This is a genomic window from Streptomyces sp. NPDC086777, assembly GCF_040702065.1.
GTDB lineage: Bacteria > Actinomycetota > Actinomycetes > Streptomycetales > Streptomycetaceae > Streptomyces.
The window spans coordinates 77,502-96,455 of record NZ_JBFBJI010000025.1 but is presented as its reverse complement, the minus strand read 5'-3'; the positions used below and the strand labels follow the sequence as shown (position 1 = coordinate 96,455).

General features: G+C 71.2%; 22 protein-coding genes. 20 read left to right on the top strand and 2 right to left on the bottom strand.

What is annotated here, in order from left to right; genetic code table 11:
• Positions 1–75: 75 nt before the first annotated feature.
• Positions 76–936, bottom strand: coding sequence for a class I SAM-dependent methyltransferase (locus AB0472_RS30680; protein WP_366361130.1), 861 nt, complete (start codon positions 934–936; stop codon positions 76–78).
• Between the two features lie 584 nt (positions 937–1,520).
• Between AB0472_RS30680 and AB0472_RS30675 the strand changes: the two genes are divergently transcribed.
• The 17 genes from AB0472_RS30675 (at position 1,521) to AB0472_RS30595 (ending at position 14,869) form a co-directional block, all read left to right on the top strand.
• On the top strand, positions 1,521–2,117 hold the full coding sequence (locus AB0472_RS30675; RefSeq protein WP_093498845.1) for a hypothetical protein: 597 nt from the start codon (positions 1,521–1,523) through the stop codon (positions 2,115–2,117).
• A 380-nt stretch (positions 2,118–2,497) separates the two neighbouring features.
• Entirely contained in the window at positions 2,498–2,917 is a 420-nt protein-coding gene (gene rpsP / locus AB0472_RS30670; protein WP_093498844.1) for a 30S ribosomal protein S16, read from the top strand.
• A 5-nt stretch (positions 2,918–2,922) separates the two neighbouring features.
• The gene (locus AB0472_RS30665; protein WP_005479813.1) at positions 2,923–3,162 is read left to right on the top strand and encodes an RNA-binding protein; all 240 of its coding nucleotides are present in this window, start codon (positions 2,923–2,925) and stop codon (positions 3,160–3,162) included.
• 136 nt (positions 3,163–3,298) lie between these two features.
• Positions 3,299–3,844, top strand: a complete 546-nt coding sequence (rimM, locus tag AB0472_RS30660; RefSeq protein ID WP_366361127.1) for a ribosome maturation factor RimM — start codon at positions 3,299–3,301, stop codon at positions 3,842–3,844.
• Positions 3,841–4,674, top strand: coding sequence for a tRNA (guanosine(37)-N1)-methyltransferase TrmD (gene trmD / locus AB0472_RS30655; protein ID WP_366361125.1), 834 nt, complete (start codon positions 3,841–3,843; stop codon positions 4,672–4,674). Before rimM ends, trmD begins: the two co-directional genes overlap by 4 nt.
• Positions 4,675–4,810: 136 nt before the next feature.
• Positions 4,811–5,161, top strand: coding sequence for a 50S ribosomal protein L19 (gene rplS, locus AB0472_RS30650; protein ID WP_093498841.1), 351 nt, complete (start codon positions 4,811–4,813; stop codon positions 5,159–5,161).
• Positions 5,162–5,244: 83 nt separating this feature from the next.
• Entirely contained in the window at positions 5,245–5,952 is a 708-nt protein-coding gene (gene lepB / locus AB0472_RS30645; protein ID WP_366361122.1) for a signal peptidase I, read from the top strand.
• A complete protein-coding gene (lepB, locus tag AB0472_RS30640; RefSeq protein WP_366361120.1) occupies positions 5,945–7,087 on the top strand; it encodes a signal peptidase I in 1,143 nt (380 codons plus the stop codon). Before lepB (AB0472_RS30645) ends, lepB (AB0472_RS30640) begins: the two co-directional genes overlap by 8 nt.
• Positions 7,017–7,949 carry a signal peptidase I gene (lepB, locus tag AB0472_RS30635; RefSeq protein ID WP_366361118.1) on the top strand — a complete coding sequence of 311 codons (933 nt, stop codon included), beginning with the start codon at positions 7,017–7,019 and terminating at the stop codon, positions 7,947–7,949. The genes lepB (AB0472_RS30640) and lepB (AB0472_RS30635) overlap by 71 nt, the downstream gene beginning before the upstream one ends.
• 115 nt (positions 7,950–8,064) lie before the next feature.
• Entirely contained in the window at positions 8,065–8,850 is a 786-nt protein-coding gene (lepB, locus tag AB0472_RS30630; RefSeq protein WP_366361116.1) for a signal peptidase I, read from the top strand.
• A complete protein-coding gene (locus AB0472_RS30625) occupies positions 8,840–9,355 on the top strand; it encodes an NUDIX hydrolase (RefSeq protein WP_366361114.1) in 516 nt (171 codons plus the stop codon). Before lepB (AB0472_RS30630) ends, AB0472_RS30625 begins: the two co-directional genes overlap by 11 nt.
• Positions 9,356–9,411: 56 nt before the next feature.
• Positions 9,412–9,720: a DUF2469 domain-containing protein gene (locus AB0472_RS30620; protein ID WP_008745401.1), complete on the top strand. Its 309-nt coding sequence runs from the start codon at positions 9,412–9,414 to the stop codon at positions 9,718–9,720.
• Positions 9,721–9,826: 106 nt separating this feature from the next.
• The gene (locus AB0472_RS30615) at positions 9,827–10,273 is read left to right on the top strand and encodes a YraN family protein (RefSeq protein WP_366361112.1); all 447 of its coding nucleotides are present in this window, start codon (positions 9,827–9,829) and stop codon (positions 10,271–10,273) included.
• Between the two features lies 1 nt (position 10,274).
• Positions 10,275–11,885, top strand: coding sequence for a YifB family Mg chelatase-like AAA ATPase (locus AB0472_RS30610; RefSeq protein ID WP_366361110.1), 1,611 nt, complete (start codon positions 10,275–10,277; stop codon positions 11,883–11,885).
• Positions 11,882–13,027 carry a DNA-processing protein DprA gene (dprA, locus tag AB0472_RS30605; RefSeq protein ID WP_366361108.1) on the top strand — a complete coding sequence of 382 codons (1,146 nt, stop codon included), beginning with the start codon at positions 11,882–11,884 and terminating at the stop codon, positions 13,025–13,027. The genes AB0472_RS30610 and dprA overlap by 4 nt, the downstream gene beginning before the upstream one ends.
• A gap of 323 nt (positions 13,028–13,350) precedes the next feature.
• Entirely contained in the window at positions 13,351–14,193 is an 843-nt protein-coding gene (gene whiG, locus AB0472_RS30600) for an RNA polymerase sigma factor WhiG (RefSeq protein WP_366361106.1), read from the top strand.
• A gap of 118 nt (positions 14,194–14,311) precedes the next feature.
• Positions 14,312–14,869 (top strand): helix-turn-helix domain-containing protein, encoded by a 558-nt coding sequence (locus AB0472_RS30595; protein ID WP_366361189.1) that lies wholly within the window; start codon positions 14,312–14,314, stop codon positions 14,867–14,869.
• 229 nt (positions 14,870–15,098) lie between these two features.
• Here the strand turns inward: AB0472_RS30595 and AB0472_RS30590 are convergent, their stop codons facing one another.
• Complete coding sequence (locus tag AB0472_RS30590) at positions 15,099–15,683, bottom strand: M23 family metallopeptidase (RefSeq protein ID WP_366361104.1); 585 nt, start codon at positions 15,681–15,683, stop codon at positions 15,099–15,101.
• 271 nt (positions 15,684–15,954) lie between these two features.
• Here AB0472_RS30590 and rpsB point away from each other — a divergent pair, with 271 nt between their 5' ends.
• From rpsB to pyrH, 3 genes are all read left to right on the top strand, one after another.
• Positions 15,955–16,881: a 30S ribosomal protein S2 gene (gene rpsB / locus AB0472_RS30585; RefSeq protein ID WP_366361102.1), complete on the top strand. Its 927-nt coding sequence runs from the start codon at positions 15,955–15,957 to the stop codon at positions 16,879–16,881.
• A 133-nt stretch (positions 16,882–17,014) separates the two neighbouring features.
• Entirely contained in the window at positions 17,015–17,851 is an 837-nt protein-coding gene (gene tsf / locus AB0472_RS30580; RefSeq protein ID WP_366361100.1) for a translation elongation factor Ts, read from the top strand.
• Between the two features lie 208 nt (positions 17,852–18,059).
• Positions 18,060–18,818: a UMP kinase gene (pyrH, locus tag AB0472_RS30575; protein WP_093498830.1), complete on the top strand. Its 759-nt coding sequence runs from the start codon at positions 18,060–18,062 to the stop codon at positions 18,816–18,818.
• Positions 18,819–18,954: the final 136 nt, after the last annotated feature.

Below are 18,954 nucleotides of genomic sequence, written 5' to 3'. Positions count from 1 at the left end.
GCCGAAGGCTGGGGGAGGAACCGCGCGACCAGCCCCCACGGCGCTGCAGCCGAAGACGGCGGCCGAGACCCAGCGTCAGCGAACCCGCGCGATCAGGTACCGGAACACATTAGGCATCCACACCGTGCCGTCCGCACGCTGGTGCGGATGAAGCGCCTCGGCCAGCTCCTTGCCGACCCGCTCCTCGTCGGCCGCCGCGATCCCCGCGTCGAACAGCCCGGTCGACAACAGCCCCCGCACCGCGCTGTCCGCGTCGGCGTACCCGAACGGGCAGGAGACCCGCCCGGACCCGTCGATGCGCAGGCCCGCCCGCTGGGCGACCTCCTCCAGATCGTCCCGGCTCGCCGGCCGCCAGCTTCCCGCGCGCCGCAAAGGATCGGCCAACTTCGCCGCCACCCGCAGCACGGACGAGGTCGCGCAGCGCTCCGGCGGACCCCAGCCGCTCAGCACCACGGCCGCGCCGTGCTCCGCCAGGGGGGTCGCCTCGGCCAGCAGCTCACCGAGCCGTTCGGCGTCGCCGGCCAGGCAGCCGATCGGGTCGAACGCGGTGATCAGGTTGTACCCCGGTGCCTGCGCGGCCGCCGCCCTCCGGGGCGTGCCCTCGACGATCCGGGCGGCACGGCCACGCGCGCGTGCGCCCGGGACCGGGTCGGGCAGCAGACGTTCACGGGCGAGGGCGAGCCGCTCGGGGGAGGAGTCGACTCCGGTGACCGCGGCCCCTCTGCTCGCCGCCATCAGCAGGGCGAGACCGGAACCGCAGCGCAGGCCGAGCAGCCGGGTGGCCGGGCCCACTTCGAGTCGCTCGTGGACGGTCTCGTAGAGCGGCACCAGCATCCGCTCCTGGATCTCGGACCAGTCACGCGCGCGTGCGCCCAGGTCCACACGGGGTGGTGAGTCCACGTGGGACAGGTGGTGCCGCACGAGCGTAGGTGTCATAGGTAAGCGCCCCAATCCGCCGAGAGTTACGCACTGACCGATTCCGTGGCCCCCGTGCCGTGCGCTCGCACTTCCCACCTATGCCACATAACTCCGGGCTCGCGATGGCGTCCAGAGGTCGCGGGTCCCCGCTTGTACGTGGGCTGTGACTGTGGCGAGATTTCACATCCCGGCAACGTGGGGCTCTACCATCGGACCCACGACACGGCGGTTCCGGCCATGGTCGGCGGGCACGGCGGCGGTACGTGTCAGGGCGCCGGAGCCGGGGCGGTGCCGGATGACGACGGGCTGTGAGTAACGTCAGGGCCGCCGCGGACGCTGACCTGGATGAGACCAGGCCACGAGAGCGACCGAAACGCCTCTTGCGCATCCACCGGACTTCGCCGTGCGGGTGTCCGGACCAGGGGTACGTGGCGGGTCGTACGTCAGACTACGCACCGGCTTGGTATGAGCTGTGAGGCTTCTCCGCAGATCAGCGCACCCGTGCTCGTCTCCACGCATCAGCGGCAACTGACGGGTACGTGCAAATTATTTGGGATGCCCCGGAATAGGAACACAGGGGCCCTCCCGCTCGTTCTCATTACGTGAGCACGACACAGACACCACCTGTTCTCGCCGCAGAGCTGGCAGAGGCGTGGGCCGACATTCAGCGGTACCACCCCGAGCTGCCGGACCTTGCCGCGCCAGAGTCCCTGATCGGGGAGTCGTCGTCCGCGTGCGGTCACGAGCTCTCCTTCGAACGGCTGCTCCATGAGGCAGTCCACGGCATCGCCGCCTCCAGGGGAGTCCGCGACACCTCCCGGGCCGGCCGCTACCACAACCGCCGATTCCTCGCGATCGCCGAGGAGCTGGGCCTGGACCACCCCGACGAGCCGCATCCCAGCAGCGGCTTCTCGCTGGTCACGCTCAACCCCGAGGCGAAGCGACGCTACCGTCCCACCATCGAGAGACTGCAGCGCGCTCTGAAGGCGCACACGGTGGCCACGTCCGCCGACACCTCCCGTACCTTCCGCGGCCCGGCCGCCCGCCACGGCTCGTCCGGCGGCGGCGTCCGTGTCAAGGCGGTGTGCGACTGCGGCCGCAACGTCCGGGTGGTTCCGTCGGTCCTGGCGCAGGCGCCCATCGTCTGCGGCGGCTGCGGCAAGCCGTTCCGCATCCCGGAGGTCGTCGGCGCGGCATAAGGGACGGCTGCTCGTGGCAGCCGTAGCCATTGCTCCGCCACCGGCCCACGGACCGCAGGCATCCCGTCCCCCCGCGGGCAGTCGTGCTGCTGGGGCGGCACGGATGGGCGCGGACGGCAACAACCTCACAGCGCCGGTCATCGCACCCGACGTGACCTCACCTCCACGCCGGGTGCGCCTCCGGCATGCCCAGGAGCCCCTGCCACGACCGTCGGCCCAAAGCGACCCGCGGGGTATGGCACAATGGCTAGCTGTACTCGACAGCCGCACAGGACCCCTCTCTCCTCCGGCTGACGCGTCCATCGGGCACTCGGGTACCGCAACCCCACGCGGCAGTCTCGCCGTGCCCAACCACGTCAAATCCAGGAGAACCCACTCCCGTGGCAGTCAAGATCAAGCTGAAGCGTCTGGGCAAGATCCGTTCGCCTCACTACCGCATCGTCGTCGCCGACTCCCGCACCCGCCGTGACGGCCGTGCGATCGAGGAGATCGGCAAGTACCACCCGACCTACAACCCGTCGGTCATCGAGGTGGACGCCGACCGCGTGGCGTACTGGCTCGGCGTCGGCGCCCAGCCGACCGAGCCCGTGCTCGCCATCCTGAAGAAGACCGGCGACTGGCAGAAGTTCAAGGGCGAGCCCGCCCCGGCGCCGCTGCTCGTGGCCGCTCCGAAGGCCACGCGTCCGTCGTTCGAGGCGCTCGGCGGTGACGACGAGGGCAAGGGTGAGGCGATCACCCAGAAGAAGAAGGCTGAGAAGAAGGACGAGGCCGCGGCTGAGTCCGAGTCGACCGAGGCCTGAGCAGCATGCTCGAAGAGGCGCTTGAGCACCTCGTGAAGGGCATCGTCGACAACCCTGACGATGTGCAGGTCGCCTCGCGCGACCTGCGCCGCGGGCGCGTGCTGGAGGTCCGGGTGCACCCCGACGACCTCGGCAAGGTGATCGGCCGCAACGGCCGCACCGCGCGTGCCCTGCGTACCGTCGTGGGCGCCATCGGCGGTCGCGGAGTCCGCGTCGACCTCGTCGACGTGGACCACGTCCGCTGACGCTTCATCGCAACCGGCTCGGGCCGGGGAGGGCCACTGGCCGTCCCCGGCCCGAGCCGTATGAGCGCTTCGGGCAGATCGAGCAGATCAAGCAGATCGAGCAGATCGAGCAGGAGATGACAGGAGAACAGGCACAGTGCAGCTCGTAGTCGCACGGATCGGCCGCGCCCACGGCATCAAGGGCGAGGTCACCGTCGAGGTACGCACCGACGAGCCGGAGCTCAGGCTCGGGCCGGGCGCCGTACTCGCCACCGATCCCGCCGGCGTGGGACCCCTCACCATCGAGACGGGCCGCGTGCACAGCGGCCGCCTGCTCCTGCGCTTCGCGGGCGTCAGCGACCGCACCGGCGCCGAGGCCCTGCGCAACACCCTCCTGATCGCCGAGATCGACCCGGAGGAACTGCCCGAGGACGAGGACGAGTACTACGACCACCAGCTCCTCGACCTGGACGTGGTCACCGAGGACGGCGTCGAGGTCGGCCGGATCACCGAGATCTCGCACCTGCCCTCCCAGGACCTGTTCATCGTCGAGCGGCCCGACGGCAGCGAGGTGATGATCCCGTTCGTGTCGGAGATCGTCACCGAGATCGACCTGGAGGAGCAGCGGGCCGTCATCGCGCCGCCGCCCGGCCTGATCGACGACCGCGCGGAGACCGCCTCGTCCCGGGACGACGACGCATGAGGCTCGACGTCGTCACGATCTTTCCCGAGTACCTGGAACCCCTGAACGTCTCGCTGGTCGGCAAGGCACGCGCGCGTGGACAGCTCGGCGTCCACGTGCACGACCTGCGCGCCTGGACGTACGACCGGCACAACACGGTCGACGACACGCCCTACGGCGGCGGGCCCGGCATGGTCATGAAGACCGAGCCCTGGGGCGACGCCCTCGACAGCGCCCTCGCCGACGGCTACGAGACCGGGGCGCACGCCCCCGCCCTGATCGTCCCCACCCCCAGCGGCCGGCCCTTCACCCAGGACCTCGCCGTCGAGCTCTCCGAGCGCCCCTGGCTGATCTTCACGCCGGCCCGCTACGAGGGCATCGACCGGCGGGTCGTGGAGGAGTACGCCACCCGGATGCCGGTCTACGAGGTGTCCATCGGCGACTACGTCCTCGCCGGCGGCGAAGCGGCCGTGCTGGTGATCACGGAGGCCGTGGCCCGGCTGCTGCCCGGTGTCCTCGGGAACGCCGAGTCGCACCGCGACGACTCCTTCGCGCCCGGCGCCATGGCGAACCTCCTGGAGGGCCCCGTCTACACCAAGCCGCCCGTCTGGCGCGGCCGGGACATCCCCGACGTGCTGCTCAGCGGCCACCACGGCAAGATCGCGCGCTGGCGCCGGGACGAGGCCCTGAAGCGGACCACCGCCCACCGGCCCGACCTGATCGAGCGCTGCGACCCCAAGGCCTTCGACAAGAAGGACCGGGAGATGCTCTCCATCCTGGGCTGGGCCCCGGACCCGGAGGGCGGACCCCACGGCCGATTTTGGCGCAGGCCACAGGGCGTGGAAGAATAGGCCGCTGTTGTGCGTCCGTCCGGCGTGCGCCCCTGCCACAGGGGGACACGACGCCCGCCCCGATCCGCACGGCAAACCCCATGGAACACCTAGTTTCCGTTGATGACCTGTGGCATCAGCGAGGAAAGCAGACGAAATGTCTCACCTGCTCGACACCGTCGACTCCGCGTCGCTGCGCAGCGACGTCCCGGCCTTCCGCCCGGGTGACACCGTCAACGTCCACGTCCGCGTCATCGAGGGCAACCGCTCCCGTGTGCAGCAGTTCAAGGGCGTTGTGATCCGCCGTCAGGGCAGCGGTGTCCGCGAGACCTTCACGGTCCGCAAGGTCTCCTTCTCCGTCGGCGTCGAGCGCACCTTCCCGGTGCACACCCCGATCGTCGAGAAGATCGAGCTCGTCACCCGCGGTGACGTGCGTCGCGCCAAGCTGTACTACCTGCGCGACCTGCGCGGCAAGGCCGCGAAGATCAAGGAGAAGCGCGAGAACTGATCTCGCGTGCCGGCCCCCGGAAGCCGCAGGCGGACGAGCCGGTAAGAAGGAGTCTCATCGACGCCGGATAACATCTGGCCCCGATGGACACCGAAGCACAGCACACGGAGCGCGACCGCTCCTCCAGCCCCGAACCAGAGGCCGCGGAGGACCGGTCGCGTTTCGCGTTGGTGGCACGCGCCGCCGAGCGGGTCAGCGACTGGCTGCCGGGCGGCTGGATCACCCTCACCCTCTTCACCTGCCTGGCGTTTTTGCTCGTCCTCAACACTTTCGTGGCGCAACCATTCCAGATTCCCAGCGGATCCATGGAACAGGGATTGAGGATCGGGGACCGCGTTCTCGTAAATAAGTTGGCGTACCGTTTCGGTGCCGGGCCGCGCCGGGGAGATGTCGTTGTGTTCGACGGTTCCGGGTACTTCGGGGACGCCGACTACATCAAACGCGTCGTCGGCGTGGGAGGAGACCAGGTGGTCTGCTGCGACAAGAAGGGGAGGATCGAAGTGAACGGCCGGCCGGTCGACGAGACCTCGTTCCTCTATCCGGGGGACACCCCCTCCACCGTGCCCTTCGACGTCGAGGTCCCCGACGGCACGCTCTTCGTCCTCGGGGACCACCGCAGCGACTCCAGCGACTCCCGCGACCACCTCGGCTCGCCCGGTGGCGGCATGATCCCCGTCGCGGACGTCATCGGCCGGGCCGACTGGATCGTCTGGCCGTACGCCCACTGGACCCGACTCACCCGTCCCGCCGCCTACGCGCGCGTTCCGGCCGCCGGAGCCTCCCATGGGTAACCGGGGCAGACCGCGCGGCATGCCGACCGACGCGGCCGCCAACCTGCTGCCCACCGGCGCCCGGCGCACCTCCGGCCCGTCCGGCGGCCGGTCCCGCGCGGAGCGGCGCAAGCTGCAGCGCAAGGTCAAGCGCAAGCGACGGCGCAGTGCGGTGCGGGAGATACCGCTGCTGGTCGGCGTCGCCGTCCTGATAGCCCTCGTCCTGAAGACGTTCCTCGTCCAGGCCTTCGTGATCCCGTCCGGCTCCATGGAACAGACGATCCGGATCGGCGACCGCGTCCTGGTGGACAAGTTCACCCCCTGGTTCGGGTGGCAGCCGCACCGCGGCGACGTCGTCGTCTTCCACGACCCGGGCGGCTGGCTGAAGGACGAGCAGACCACCAAGGCGAACGACCCGGTCGGGGTCAAGCAGGTCAAGGAGGGGCTCACCTTCATCGGCCTGCTGCCCTCCGCCAACGAGAAGGACCTCATCAAGCGGGTCATCGGCGTCGGCGGCGATCACGTCAAGTGCTGTGACGCGCAGGGCCGGGTGACCGTCAACGGCGTACCGCTGACCGAGGGTGACTACCTGTATCCGGGAAACGTCCCCTCCGCCCAGGCGTTCGACATCACCGTGCCGAAGGGGCGGTTGTGGGTGATGGGCGACCACCGCGGCAACTCCGCCGACTCGCGCGCCCACCAGGACACCGACTACGGCGGCACGGTGGCCGTGACCTCGGTGGTGGGCCGCGCCATGATGATCGGCTGGCCCGTCGGCCACTGGACCAAGCTCGACGAACCTAAAACCTTCGCAAGCGTTTCTGACTCCGGGTCGGGGTCGACCGCGGCCCCCCGGCTGTCGCATAGGGTTGCCTCCGACGATCCGAACGGATACATCCAACTCCCGACCCCTGCGGAACTCCCGCTCGTTATGGGAGTGGTGGGCCTGCGCCGGGGATGGCGCAGGCGGCGGCACGGAGTAAGGAGTTGGCGTGGGGGATGTGGCGGTTGGCGCACGGTCGGGACACGACGGCGAGGAGCACAGCGGGCGCCCCGTGGAGAATGTCCCCCCCGCAGACGGCGCCTTGACCTCCGGGAACGGCACCGGGCCCGGCGGAGACGGCACCCCGGCAGAGGGTCCGTACTCCGGCGGTGACGGCTCGGGCACGGACGGGGACCCGGGCGGTTCGGCGGCGCCCGCACCGAAGAGACCACGCTCCTTCTGGAAGGAGCTGCCGATCCTGGTCGTCATCGCGCTGGTGCTGGCGCTGCTGATCAAGACGTTCCTGGTGCAGGCGTTCTCGATCCCGTCGGACTCGATGCAGAACACCCTCCAGCAGGGTGACCGGGTCCTGGTCGACAAGCTCACCCCGTGGTTCGGCTCCAAGCCGGATCGCGGCGAGGTCGTCGTCTTCCACGACCCGGACGACTGGCTGGCGGGCGAGCCCACCGCCCAGCCGAACGCGATCCAGACCTTCCTCAGCTGGATCGGCCTGATGCCGTCCGCCGAGGAGCGGGACCTGATCAAGCGTGTCATCGGCGTCGGCGGCGACACGGTCTCCTGCAAGGGCAGCGGCCCGCTCATGGTCAACGGCCATGCGCTGAACGAGCCTTACGTGTACCCGGGCAACACCCCGTGCAGCGTCGACGACCAGGGCGGCCAGTTCACGGTGCACGTGCCCAAGGGCTACATCTGGGTGATGGGCGACCACCGCCAGAACTCCCGGGACTCGCGCTACAACCAGTCCGACAAGCACCACGGCATGGTCCCGGTGAAGGACGTCGTCGGCCGTGCCATCGTCAAGGCCTGGCCGATCAACCGGTGGGGCACGCTGCCGATCCCGGACACCTTCGACCAGAGCGGAATCAACACGCAGTCGTCCGCCGCGGCCTCCCTCACGGTGGCGCCGCAGGGCGCGGCCGTCGCCGCCGTCCTCCCGGTCGCGGTGTGGCGCCGCCGCCGGGGCGACCGCATCGAGCGGAAGTTCGACCAGCGGGTCGCCGCGGGCAAGCGCTGACCGGCTGCCGCATGCCGGTGCCGACCGTCCCATGTGAAGCCCTTGGGGAGCTTGTGGCCAGGGGCGCCGAAGAAGGGCTGCCCCTGCCCGGTACCGCCGGGTAGGGTGCGGCCTCATGGGCGACAGCACGATACGTACGGCTCCGCGCGACGGCGCAGGCACCAGCACGAGCGCGGCACAGGCCGGCAGCAGGCTCGGACAGCGGCTGTCCGGGATCGCCGTCGCCCTGGGCATCGTGCTGTTCCTCGGAGGATTCGGCTGGGCGGCGGTCGTCTACCGGCCGTACACCGTGCCCACCACGTCGATGACGCCGACGATCGACGCCGGGGACCGGGTCCTCGGCCAGCGCATCGACGGCACCGAGGTGCGCCGCGGCGACGTCGTCGTCTTCAAGGACAAGAGCTGGGTCACCAACGCGGACGTCGTCAAGCGGGTGGTCGCGGTCGGCGGGGACACCGTGGCCTGCTGCACGAACGGCAGGCTGACGGTCAACGGCAAGCAGATCCAGGAGCCGTACCTGCCGGCGGGCAGCCAGGCCGAGCTCCAGGGCTTCCCCACCGTGACCGTCCCGAAGGGCCGTCTCTTCCTCCTCGGTGACGAGCGCCAGGGCTCGCTGGACTCCACCGCCCACCTCACCGACGCCGCGAAGGGCACGGTCGCCCGCGGCGCCGTGACCGCCCGGGTGGACGCCGTGATCTGGCCGATGAAGGGCCTGCTCAAGCGCCCGACCGGCTTCGAGACCCTGGGCGCGCTCTCCGAGCCTGGCCCGCTGCGCGTCATCGAGTTCATGATCGTCGCCGGTGGTGTGCTGGTCCTCGCGGGCGGCGCCTACGGCCCGGTCGCGAACCTGCTGGGCCGCTCCCGCGCCCGGACCCGGACGGAGCCCGCCGGTGCCCGCTGAGGCGCTGCCGGAGGCGCCCGAGGGCGGCCTGCGGCAGGTGGCCCGGGTGGTCCTGCTCGACCCCGAGGACCGCATCCTGCTTCTGCACGGCCACGAGCCCGACGACCCGGCCGACGACTGGTGGTTCACGCCCGGTGGCGGTCTGGAGGGCGACGAGACCCGTGAGCAGGCGGCTTTGCGGGAACTCGCAGAGGAGACCGGCATCACCGACGTGGACCTCGGTCCGGTGCTGTGGCGCCGGACGTGCTCCTTCCCGTTCGCGGGCCGCCGCTGGGACCAGGACGAGTGGTATTTCCTGGCCCGTACGACGCAGACGGTCACCGAGCCCACGGCCCTCACCGAACTGGAGCGGCGCAGTGTGGCCGGAGCACGTTGGTGGACGTGCCAGGAACTGACCCGGGCACATGAGACGGTGTATCCGACCAGACTCGCCGAGTTGTTCCGTAGGCTGCTCGACGAAGGTCCCCCCGCCGGGCCCGTCACCCTCGACACGGAAATCGTCTAGGGGCGTGCGGGACTGGCGCACAATGGTGGGATCGCACGGCTGAAGGGGAACATGCCATGAGCGCCGAGGACCTCGAAAAGTACGAGACCGAGATGGAGCTGAAGCTCTACCGGGAGTACCGCGATGTCGTCGGTCTGTTCAAATACGTGATCGAGACCGAGCGGCGCTTCTACCTCACCAACGACTACGAGATGCAGGTGCACTCGGTCCAGGGCGAGGTGTTCTTCGAGGTGTCCATGGCGGACGCCTGGGTCTGGGACATGTACCGGCCGGCTCGTTTCGTGAAACAGGTCCGCGTCCTCACGTTCAAGGACGTGAACATCGAGGAGCTGAACAAGACCGACCTGGAGCTTCCGGGCGGCTGAGGTGGCCCGTACGGGTGACGGAGTTGTCCACAATCGCTGAGTCACCCACCAAGATCAACTTCTTGGCGGGGGATGCCTGACCGTTGGCGCCGGAGGTGGTGCCGGCATGGAAACGAATCAGGCACGCACGACTCAGGCACGCACGACTCAGGCACGCACGACTCAGGCACGCACGAACCGGGCACGCACGAACCGGGCACGCAGCGCGCTCGGGAAGTACGGCGAGACACTGGCCGCACGGCGGCTCGCCGAGGCCGGCCTGACGGTCCTGGAGCGCAACTGGCGCTGCGGCAGGACGGGCGAGATCGACATCGTGGCACGGGACGGCGACGTCCTGGTCATCTGCGAGGTCAAGACCCGGCGGGCGGGCGTCTTCGAGCACCCCATGGCCGCGGTCTCCCCGGAGAAGGCGCAGCGCCTGCGCGGCCTCGCCGAGCACTGGATCCACGCGCACGGCGGGGCACCACCGGGCGGCGTCCGCATCGACGTGGTCGGCGTGCTGCTGCCGCGGCGCGGGGCGCCCGTGGTCGAGCACGTCCGGGGGGTGCGGTGAGATGGGGTTCGCGCGGACCTGCTCGGTGGCGCTGGTGGGCGTCGAGGGCGTGGTGGTGGAGGTCCAGGCCGACCTGGAACCCGGGGTGGCGGCGTTCACCCTGGTGGGGCTGCCGGACAAGAGCCTGACGGAGAGCCGGGACCGGGTCCGGGCGGCGGTGGTGAACTCGGGCGCCGCCTGGCCGTCGAAGAAGCTCACCGTCGGGCTGAGCCCGGCATCCGTGCCGAAGAGCGGCAGCGGCTTCGACCTCGCGGTGGCCGCGGCCGTGCTCGGGGCGGCCGAGCGGATCGATCCCCGGGTGCTCGCCGAGATCGTGATGATCGGGGAGCTGGGCCTGGACGGCCGGGTCCGGCCGGTGCGGGGCATCCTGCCCGCCGTGCTGGCCGCGGCCGACGCCGGGTACGAGCAGGTGGTCGTCCCGGAGAACGCGGTGCCGGAGGCCTCGCTGGTGCCCGGGGTGTCCGTGCTGGGCGTCCGCAGCCTGCGCCAGCTGATCGCGGTCCTCACCGACGAACCGGTGCCCGACGAGGAGCCCGCCCCCGGCGAGATCCGCCCCGACCCGTTCCTCGCCGGGCTCGCCCTGCCCGGCATGGGACTCGGCACCGGCATGGCCGCCGGCGACCACACACCCGACCTCGCGGACGTCGCCGGCCAGCACGTGGCCCGGGCCGCCCTGGAGGTGGCGGCGGCCGGGCGCCACCACGTCTTCTTCAAGGGCCCGCCCGGTGCCGGCAAGACCATGCTGGCCGAGCGGCTGCCGGGGCTGCTGCCCGAGCTGGGCCGCCAGGAGTCCCTGGAGGTCACCGCCGTCCACTCGGTGGCCGGCATGCTGCCGCCGGGCCACCCCCTGGTCGACAGGCCGCCCTACTGTGCCCCGCACCACTCGGCCACCATGGCCTCCCTGGTCGGCGGCGGAACGGGCCTGCCACGCCCCGGAGCGGTCTCCCTGGCCCACCACGGCGTGCTGTTCCTGGACGAGGCCGCCGAGTTCCACAGCAGCGTCCTGGACGCCCTGCGCCAGCCCCTGGAGTCCGGCCACGTCGTCATCGCCAGGGCCGCCGGGATACTGCGGATGCCCGCGAGGTTCCTCATGGTCCTGGCCGCCAACCCCTGCCCCTGCGGCCGCCACGGCACCCCCGGCGACGTCTGCGAGTGCCGGCCGTCCTCGATCAAGCGGTACCGGGCCCGGCTCTCCGGCCCCCTGATGGACCGCGTCGACCTCAGGGTGAGCGTCGAGCCGGTCGCCCGGGAGGAGCTGCTGCGGCTCCACACCGGCGCCGAGCCCTCCGCCGCCGTGGCCGACCGGGTGCGCACGGCACGCGAGCGGGCCGTCCGCCGCTACGAAGGGCTGCCCTGGCGCACCAACAGCGAGGTCCCCGGCCACGAACTCCGTACCCGCTGGCACGTCCAGCCGGGCGCGCTGCTCAAGGCCGAGCTGGACCTCGACCGGGGCCTGCTCACCGCCCGCGGCCTGGACCGGGTGCTCCGGGTCGCCTGGACCCTCGCCGACCTGGCGGGCCGCGACCGCCCCTCGGCCAACGACGTCAACCTGGCCCTGGAGCTGCGCACCGGCGTCCGGCGCGGGGCGCTCCTGGAAGGGATCGCCCCATGAGCGACACCGGACCGCTCGACCGGGTCTTCCTGGCCCGGGTCGTCGAGCCCGGCGACGAGACCGCCGGGCGGTGGGTGCGGGAACGGGGCGTGCACGCGGTGGCGGCGCGGCTGCGCGAGAACGGGCAGCCGCTGCCCGGTGTCGGCGCCAGGCGGTGGGCGGGGCTGCTGGCCCGCGCGGCGCGCGCCGACCCCCGCGCGGACCTCGCCGCCGCGCGGGAGGCGGGCGCGCGGTTCGTGTGTCCCGGCGACGCCGAGTGGCCCAGCCAGCTCGACGACCTGGGTGACGCCCGCCCCCTCGGCCTGTGGGTGCGCGGCCTGCCCAGCCTGCGGATGTGGGCGCTGCGGGCCGTCGCCGTCGTCGGGGCGCGGGCCTGCACCGAGTACGGCGCCCACATGGCGGCCGTCCTCGCCGCGGGACTCGCCGAGCGCGGCTGGGTGGTGGTGTCCGGCGGCGCCTACGGGGTCGACGGCGCCGCCCACCGCGGAGCCCTCGGCGCCGGCGGGGCCACCGTCGCGGTGCTGGCCTGCGGGGTCGACCGGCCCTACCCCAGCGGCCACGCCGAGCTGATCCACAGGATCGCCGAACAGGGTCTGGTGGTGGGGGAGTTGCCGCCCGGGGAGCACCCGACGCCGAGCCGGTTCGTGCTCCGCAACCGGGTCATCGCGGCGCTCACCAGAGGCACCGTCGTCGTGGAGGCGGCCCACCGCAGCGGCTCGCTGGTCACCGCGCGGGCGGCGCAGCGGCTCGGCCGGTTCACCATGGGCGTCCCCGGTCCGGCCACCAGCGGCCTCTCGGCCGGGGTGCACGAACTGCTCCGGGGGGAGGCCGACCTGGTCACCGACGCCGCGGAGGTCGTCGAGCTCGTGGGCGACATGGGCGAGCTGGCCCCGGTCAGACGCGGCCCCGTCCTCCCGCGTGACCTGCTGGAACCCGCGGCCCGGCAGGTCCTGGCCGCCCTGCCCGGCAACCGGCCCGCCTCACCCGAAGAGGTGGCACGTGGCGCGCAGACGTCCGAGGACGAGGCCGTCGCGAGACTGTACGAACTCCGAGCACTTGGTTACGTCGAACGACACGGCGACGGCTGGAAGTTGACACGCCAGGCGATGATCTCGGTCCGGGCCGGTCGGAGCCGGTGCTGACCGAGCGTGTTCGGCCGTCCGGGGGAACCCCCGACGCCCTTGGGAATTCCCGGAGTTGACACTTCAAGCCAATCACGCAGAGCGACACGCCGAGCGTGGCGGAGCGCGCCGCACGGAGGGTTCGCGCAGGGGTGGAGCCGCACTGTTCGCGCACCGCGACTCCTCAGTCACGCTACGCTCACGAAAGGCCTGACGCAGACCGCGCCGACCGACACGAGAACGACACCTCGCCCGACCATCGCTCTTCACTTCCCGCTCACTTCGCGCCACGGCACGACACGGCACTTCCTGGCACTTCACGGCAGAACGGCACAAGGCGACGAATGCCCCAGCACACCTCCGGGTCCGACCGGGCGGCGATCCCCCCAGCCGCCCGCGACGGTGGCAGCGTGCGGCCGCCCGCTCCCTCGACGCTCGACGAGCTGTGGCGGTCGTACAAGGCGACGGGGGACGACCGGCTGCGGGAACAGCTGATCCTGCACTACTCGCCGCTGGTCAAGTACGTGGCCGGGCGGGTGAGCGTGGGCCTGCCGCCCAACGTGGAGCAGGCCGACTTCGTCTCCTCCGGGGTGTTCGGGCTGATCGACGCGATCGAGAAGTTCGACGTCGACCGGGAGATCAAGTTCGAGACGTACGCGATCACCCGGATCCGGGGCGCGATGATCGACGAGCTCCGGGCGCTGGACTGGATCCCGCGCTCGGTCCGGCAGAAGGCGCGGAACGTGGAGCGGGCCTACGCCACCCTGGAGGCACGGCTGCGGCGCACGCCCTCGGAGGGCGAGGTGGCCGCCGAGCTGGGCATCGAGGTCGACGAGCTGCACGCCGTCTTCAGCCAGCTGTCGCTGGCCAACGTGGTGGCGCTGGAGGAGCTGCTGCACGTCGGCGGCGAGGGCGGCGACGGCCTGAGCGTCATGGACACGCTGGAGGACACCGCGGCGGACAACCCCGTCGAGGTGGCCGAGGACCGCGAGCTGCGGCGGTTCCTGGCGCGGGCGATCAACACGCTGCCCGAGCGGGAGAAGACCGTCGTGACCCTCTACTACTACGAGGGGCTGACCCTCGCCGAGATCGGGAACGTGCTCGGGGTCACCGAGAGCCGGGTGAGTCAGATCCACACCAAGTCGGTGCTGCAGCTGCGGGCGAAGCTGGCGGCTTTCGGCCGCTGAGCGGCGGTTTTCGGCACCCCGTGGCGGCCGGGCGCCCGGACTTGCCGTACGTGCCGCCTCCCGTCCGGCCCGGCGCGTCCGTAGAGTGGTCGACGTGCCAAGGATTCGAGCGGCCTCCGTGGCCGAGCACCGGTCGATGCAGCGAGCCGCCCTGCTGGACGCGGCGCGGTCCCTCCTGTCCGAGGGCGGGACGGAGGCGCTGACCTTCCCCGCGCTCGCCGAGCGCACGGGGCTGGCCCGGTCGTCCGTCTACGAGTACTTCCGTTCCCGGGCCGCCGTGGTCGAGGAGCTGTGCGAGGCCGACTTCCCCGTGTGGGCGGCGGAGGTCGAGGCGGCGATGGAGCGGGCGGGTTCCGCCGAGGGCAAGGTCGAGGCCTATGTGCGGCAGCAGCTCGCCCTGGTCGGGGACCGGCGGCACCGGGCGGTGGTCGCGATCTCGGCGAGCGAGCTGGACGCGGGGGCACGCGAGAAGATCCGGGCCGCGCACGGCGGGTTGGTCGCGATGATCGTGGAGGCGCTCGGGGAGCTCGGGCATGAGCAGCCACGGCTCGCGGCCATGCTGGTACAGGGTGTCGTGGACGCCGCGGTACGGCGGATCGAGCTGGGGGCGGCGGAGGACCCGGTAGTGATCACCGAGGCGGCCGTCGCCATGGCTTTGCGGGGTGTGCAGGGCTGAGGTCGGGGGTGGGGACGCTCACCGGCGCTTGCAGAGTGCCTCCCCCAGCCTTCGGCGGGAGGGACCCCCGGCCGCCCACCCGAGCGGCCCTGCGGCACGCCTGCCCGCAGCTCTGGAGCCGACGTGACTGCGGCGCCCCGTAAGGGGCGCGGGGAACTGCGCGAGCAACCCCCACGCATCCGCAGTCGTGCGACCGACCCCGCCACCCCTCCGGCGGCGAACCCCCGGCTCATCCTTCCGGCAGCGGAACCCCCAACACCGGCAGCAACCTCGACGGCCCCGCGTTCAACAACCACGGCGGCAACAGCAGCAACGGATCCAGATACGCGTCCCCCCTGAGCAGCCCCCAGTGCAGACACGAGCGAGTACCACAGTGCGCGCCCCCCGGCTCCGCCGTCCCCACCACTTCCCCCGCCGCCACCTCCTGCCCCTTCTCCACCGACGCCGACACCGGCTCGTAGGTCGTGCGCAGGTCGGTCCCCGTCAGGGCCACCGACACCACGCCCCGCCCCGCCACCCGCCCCGCGTAGGAGACCCGTCCCGCCGCCACCGCCCGTACCGGCGCGCCCGCGGCCGCGCCCAGATCGACCCCCCGGTGCCCGGGGCCGTACACCGTCGCCGGAGGTTCCCAGCCGCGCAGGACCGGTGGCCGTACCCCCACCGGCCAGGCGCGGGCGACCGCCGGCACGGGCGGCCCGGCCGGGGGCGGCGGACCGTCCGCCCCGACCCGGGCCCGGGCCGCGGTCGCTCCCAGGGCCAGCGGCAACGCCGTCGCCGCCCACATCCATCGCATCGCGCGTCGCATGACCACCATGGCCACACGGTCCCCCGCCCACGCCGATCATGGCCGGTACCTGTGGATTACTCCCGAGTTGTGGACAGCGGCGTCACCCGGCGCCCTCCCGGTCCCGTACACTTCCCTTGGCGATCCGGGTCACCGGGTCGACTTCGCACGCCCCGACATCCGGCCTTCACCAGCCGGTGTCAGCGCTTCTCGGTCCTTCGTGGCACAGCGCGCACGGGCGTCAGGCGCGGGAGCCGTCCGGCACCCGCGGCACAACCGAGAAATTCAAGGAGATACGGCCATGGCCGTCGTCACGATGCGGGAGCTGCTGGAGAGCGGCGTCCACTTCGGTCACCAGACCCGTCGCTGGAACCCGAAGATGAAGCGCTTCATCTTCACCGAGCGCAACGGCATCTACATCATCGACCTGCTCCAGTCGCTGTCGTACATCGACCGCGCCTACGAGTTCGTCAAGGAGACCGTCGCCCACGGCGGCACGGTCATGTTCGTCGGCACGAAGAAGCAGGCGCAGGAGGCCATCGCCGAGCAGGCCACCCGCGTCGGCATGCCCTACGTCAACCAGCGCTGGCTGGGCGGCATGCTCACCAACTTCTCGACCGTCTACAAGCGTCTGCAGCGCCTCAAGGAGCTCGAGCAGATCGACTTCGAGGACGTCGCCGCGTCCGGTCTGACCAAGAAGGAGCTTCTCGTGCTCTCGCGCGAGAAGGCCAAGCTGGAGAAGACCCTCGGTGGTATCCGCGAGATGCAGAAGGTGCCCAGCGCCGTCTGGATCGTGGACACCAAGAAGGAGCACATCGCGGTCGGTGAGGCCCGGAAGCTCAACATCCCGGTCGTCGCGATCCTCGACACCAACTGCGACCCCGACGAGGTCGACTACAAGATCCCGGGCAACGACGACGCGATCCGCTCCGTCACCCTGCTCACCCGCGTGATCGCCGACGCCGTCGCCGAGGGCCTCATCAGCCGCTCGCGCGTCGCCACCGGCGACAAGGGCGAGAAGGCCGCCGGCGAGCCGCTCGCCGAGTGGGAGCGCGACCTGCTCGAGGGCGAGAAGAAGGCGGACGACGCCGAGGTCCAGACCTCCGCCGAGACCGAGAAGGTCGCCGACGCCGAGCAGGCCGAGGCCCCCGCCGCCGAGGCCGCTGCCGAGGCCCCCGCCGCCGAGGCCGCTGCCGAGGCGCCGGCCGCGGACGCCGAGCAGGCCTGACCCGTCAGCGTTGACGGCGGGGGCGGCGACACCCCGTACGCCCCCGCCGTTCACCCATAGATTCGCGCTCCACATCTACGTGTGGTTCGTGGATCGGGCAGATCTCCCGACTTCGAGAAAGACTTAACGACTCATGGCGAACTACACCGCCGCTGACGTCAAGAAGCTCCGCGAGCTCACCGGCGCCGGCATGATGGACTGCAAGAAGGCCCTGGACGAGGCCGCGGGCGACGTCGACAAGGCTGTCGAGGCGCTCCGGATCAAGGGCCAGAAGGGCGTCGCCAAGCGTGAGGGCCGCTCTGCCGAGAACGGCGCCGTGGTCTCGATCATCGCCGACGACAACTCCTCCGGCGTCCTCGTCGAGCTGAAGTGCGAGACGGACTTCGTCGCCAAGGGTGACAGGTTCCAGGCCGTCGCCAACACCATCGCCGAGCACGTCGCCAAGACCGCCCCGGCGGACCTGGAGGCCCTGCTCGCCTCCGAGATCGAGCCCGGCAAGACCGTCCAGGCGTACGTCGACGAGGCCAACGCGAACCTCGGCGAGAAGATCGTCCTGGACCGCTTCGCGCAGTACGCCGACGGCTACGTGACCGCGTACATGCACCGCACGATGCCCGACCTGCCCCCGCAGATCGGTGTCCTCGTCGAGCTCGACAAGCCGAACGCCGAGATCGCCAAGGGCGTCGCCCAGCACATCGCCGCCTTCGCGCCGAAGTACCTCGCCAAGGAGGACGTGCCGGCCGAGGTCGTCGAGACCGAGCGCCGCGTCGCCGAGGAGACCACCCGCGCCGAGGGCAAGCCGGAGGCCGCCCTGCCGAAGATCGTCGAGGGTCGCCTCAACGGCTTCTTCAAGGACGCCACGCTGCTCGGCCAGCCGTACGCGCTGGACAACAAGAAGTCGGTCCAGAAGGTCCTGGACGAGGCCGGTGTCACCCTGAAGCGCTTCACGCGCATCAAGGTCGGCATCTGAGTCCGTACCGCGATCGACGCGCGACCCGCGGGGAAATCCCGATAGGGTCGGTCGACAGCAGTCGTCCGTACACACCGCCACACCCAGGGACGTGACGGACGGCGGCAGATCTGACGAGGAGGCCATTGCCGCGCATGGGCAGCGAAAAGCGACCCCACCGGCAATGGTCTTCTTTGTATGTGCACCACGTGAAAGAGGCGGGATCTCCATGACCACCAAGGCCCAGAAGAGCGACGACGGCAAAGTGCGCGGCCGGTTTCTGCTGAAGCTGTCCGGAGAGGCCTTCTCCGGTGGCGGCGGCCTGGGCGTGGACCCCGACGTGGTGCACAAGATCGCCCGTGAGATCGCGGCCGTCGTCCGCGACGGCGCCGAGGTCGCCGTCGTCATCGGCGGCGGCAACTTCTTCCGCGGCGCCGAGCTCCAGCAGCGCGGCATGGACCGGGCCCGCTCCGACTACATGGGCATGCTCGGCACCGTCATGAACTGCCTCGCCCTCCAGGACTTCCTGGAGAAGGAGGGCATCGACAGCCGGGTGCAGACCGCGATCACCATGGGGCAGGTCGCCGAGCCGTACATCCCGCTGCGCGCCGTGCGCCACCTGGAGAAGGGCCGCGTGGTCATCTTCGGCGCCGGTATGGGCATGCCGTACTTCTCCACCGACACCACCGCCGCCCAGCGCGCCCTGGAGATCGACGCCGAGGCGCTGCTCATGGGCAAGAACGGCGTGGACGGGGTCTACGACTCCGACCCCAAGACCAACCCCGACGCCGTCAAGTTCGACTCCCTCGGCTACGGCGAGGTCATCACCCGCGAGCTCAAGGTCGCCGACGCCACCGCGATCACGCTCTGCCGCGACAACAAGCTGCCGATCCTGGTGTTCGAGCTGCTGGCGGAGGGCAATATCGCGCGCGCCGTCAAGGGTGAGAAGATCGGCACGCTGGTGGGTGACCAGGGCAGCCGGGACTGACCGGCACCGCCTGACGGACCCTGACCGGGGGATGGACAATGTCCTGCCGGTCGGGAACCGTCGGGGAATGAAGACGCGACGCAGCCGGCCGCCGCCCCGCAGACGGAACCGCAGCCGGGCCTTACTCAAGACACGC

Excerpts from the sequence above, each read along its gene's own strand:
- AB0472_RS30680 (WP_366361130.1), bottom strand. The coding sequence starts at position 936 with ATGACACCTACGCTCGTGCGGCACCACCTGTCCCACGTGGACTCACCA.
- AB0472_RS30665 (WP_005479813.1), top strand. The coding sequence starts at position 2,923 with ATGCTCGAAGAGGCGCTTGAGCACCTCGTGAAGGGCATCGTCGACAAC.
- trmD (WP_366361125.1), top strand. The coding sequence starts at position 3,841 with ATGAGGCTCGACGTCGTCACGATCTTTCCCGAGTACCTGGAACCCCTG.
- rplS (WP_093498841.1), top strand. The coding sequence starts at position 4,811 with ATGTCTCACCTGCTCGACACCGTCGACTCCGCGTCGCTGCGCAGCGAC.
- lepB (WP_366361122.1), top strand. The coding sequence starts at position 5,245 with ATGGACACCGAAGCACAGCACACGGAGCGCGACCGCTCCTCCAGCCCC.
- lepB (WP_366361120.1), top strand. The coding sequence starts at position 5,945 with ATGGGTAACCGGGGCAGACCGCGCGGCATGCCGACCGACGCGGCCGCC.
- lepB (WP_366361116.1), top strand. The coding sequence starts at position 8,065 with ATGGGCGACAGCACGATACGTACGGCTCCGCGCGACGGCGCAGGCACC.
- AB0472_RS30620 (WP_008745401.1), top strand. The coding sequence starts at position 9,412 with ATGAGCGCCGAGGACCTCGAAAAGTACGAGACCGAGATGGAGCTGAAG.
- AB0472_RS30615 (WP_366361112.1), top strand. The coding sequence starts at position 9,827 with ATGGAAACGAATCAGGCACGCACGACTCAGGCACGCACGACTCAGGCA.
- AB0472_RS30610 (WP_366361110.1), top strand. The coding sequence starts at position 10,275 with ATGGGGTTCGCGCGGACCTGCTCGGTGGCGCTGGTGGGCGTCGAGGGC.
- dprA (WP_366361108.1), top strand. The coding sequence starts at position 11,882 with ATGAGCGACACCGGACCGCTCGACCGGGTCTTCCTGGCCCGGGTCGTC.
- whiG (WP_366361106.1), top strand. The coding sequence starts at position 13,351 with ATGCCCCAGCACACCTCCGGGTCCGACCGGGCGGCGATCCCCCCAGCC.
- AB0472_RS30590 (WP_366361104.1), bottom strand. The coding sequence starts at position 15,683 with ATGGTGGTCATGCGACGCGCGATGCGATGGATGTGGGCGGCGACGGCG.
- rpsB (WP_366361102.1), top strand. The coding sequence starts at position 15,955 with ATGGCCGTCGTCACGATGCGGGAGCTGCTGGAGAGCGGCGTCCACTTC.
- tsf (WP_366361100.1), top strand. The coding sequence starts at position 17,015 with ATGGCGAACTACACCGCCGCTGACGTCAAGAAGCTCCGCGAGCTCACC.
- pyrH (WP_093498830.1), top strand. The coding sequence starts at position 18,060 with ATGACCACCAAGGCCCAGAAGAGCGACGACGGCAAAGTGCGCGGCCGG.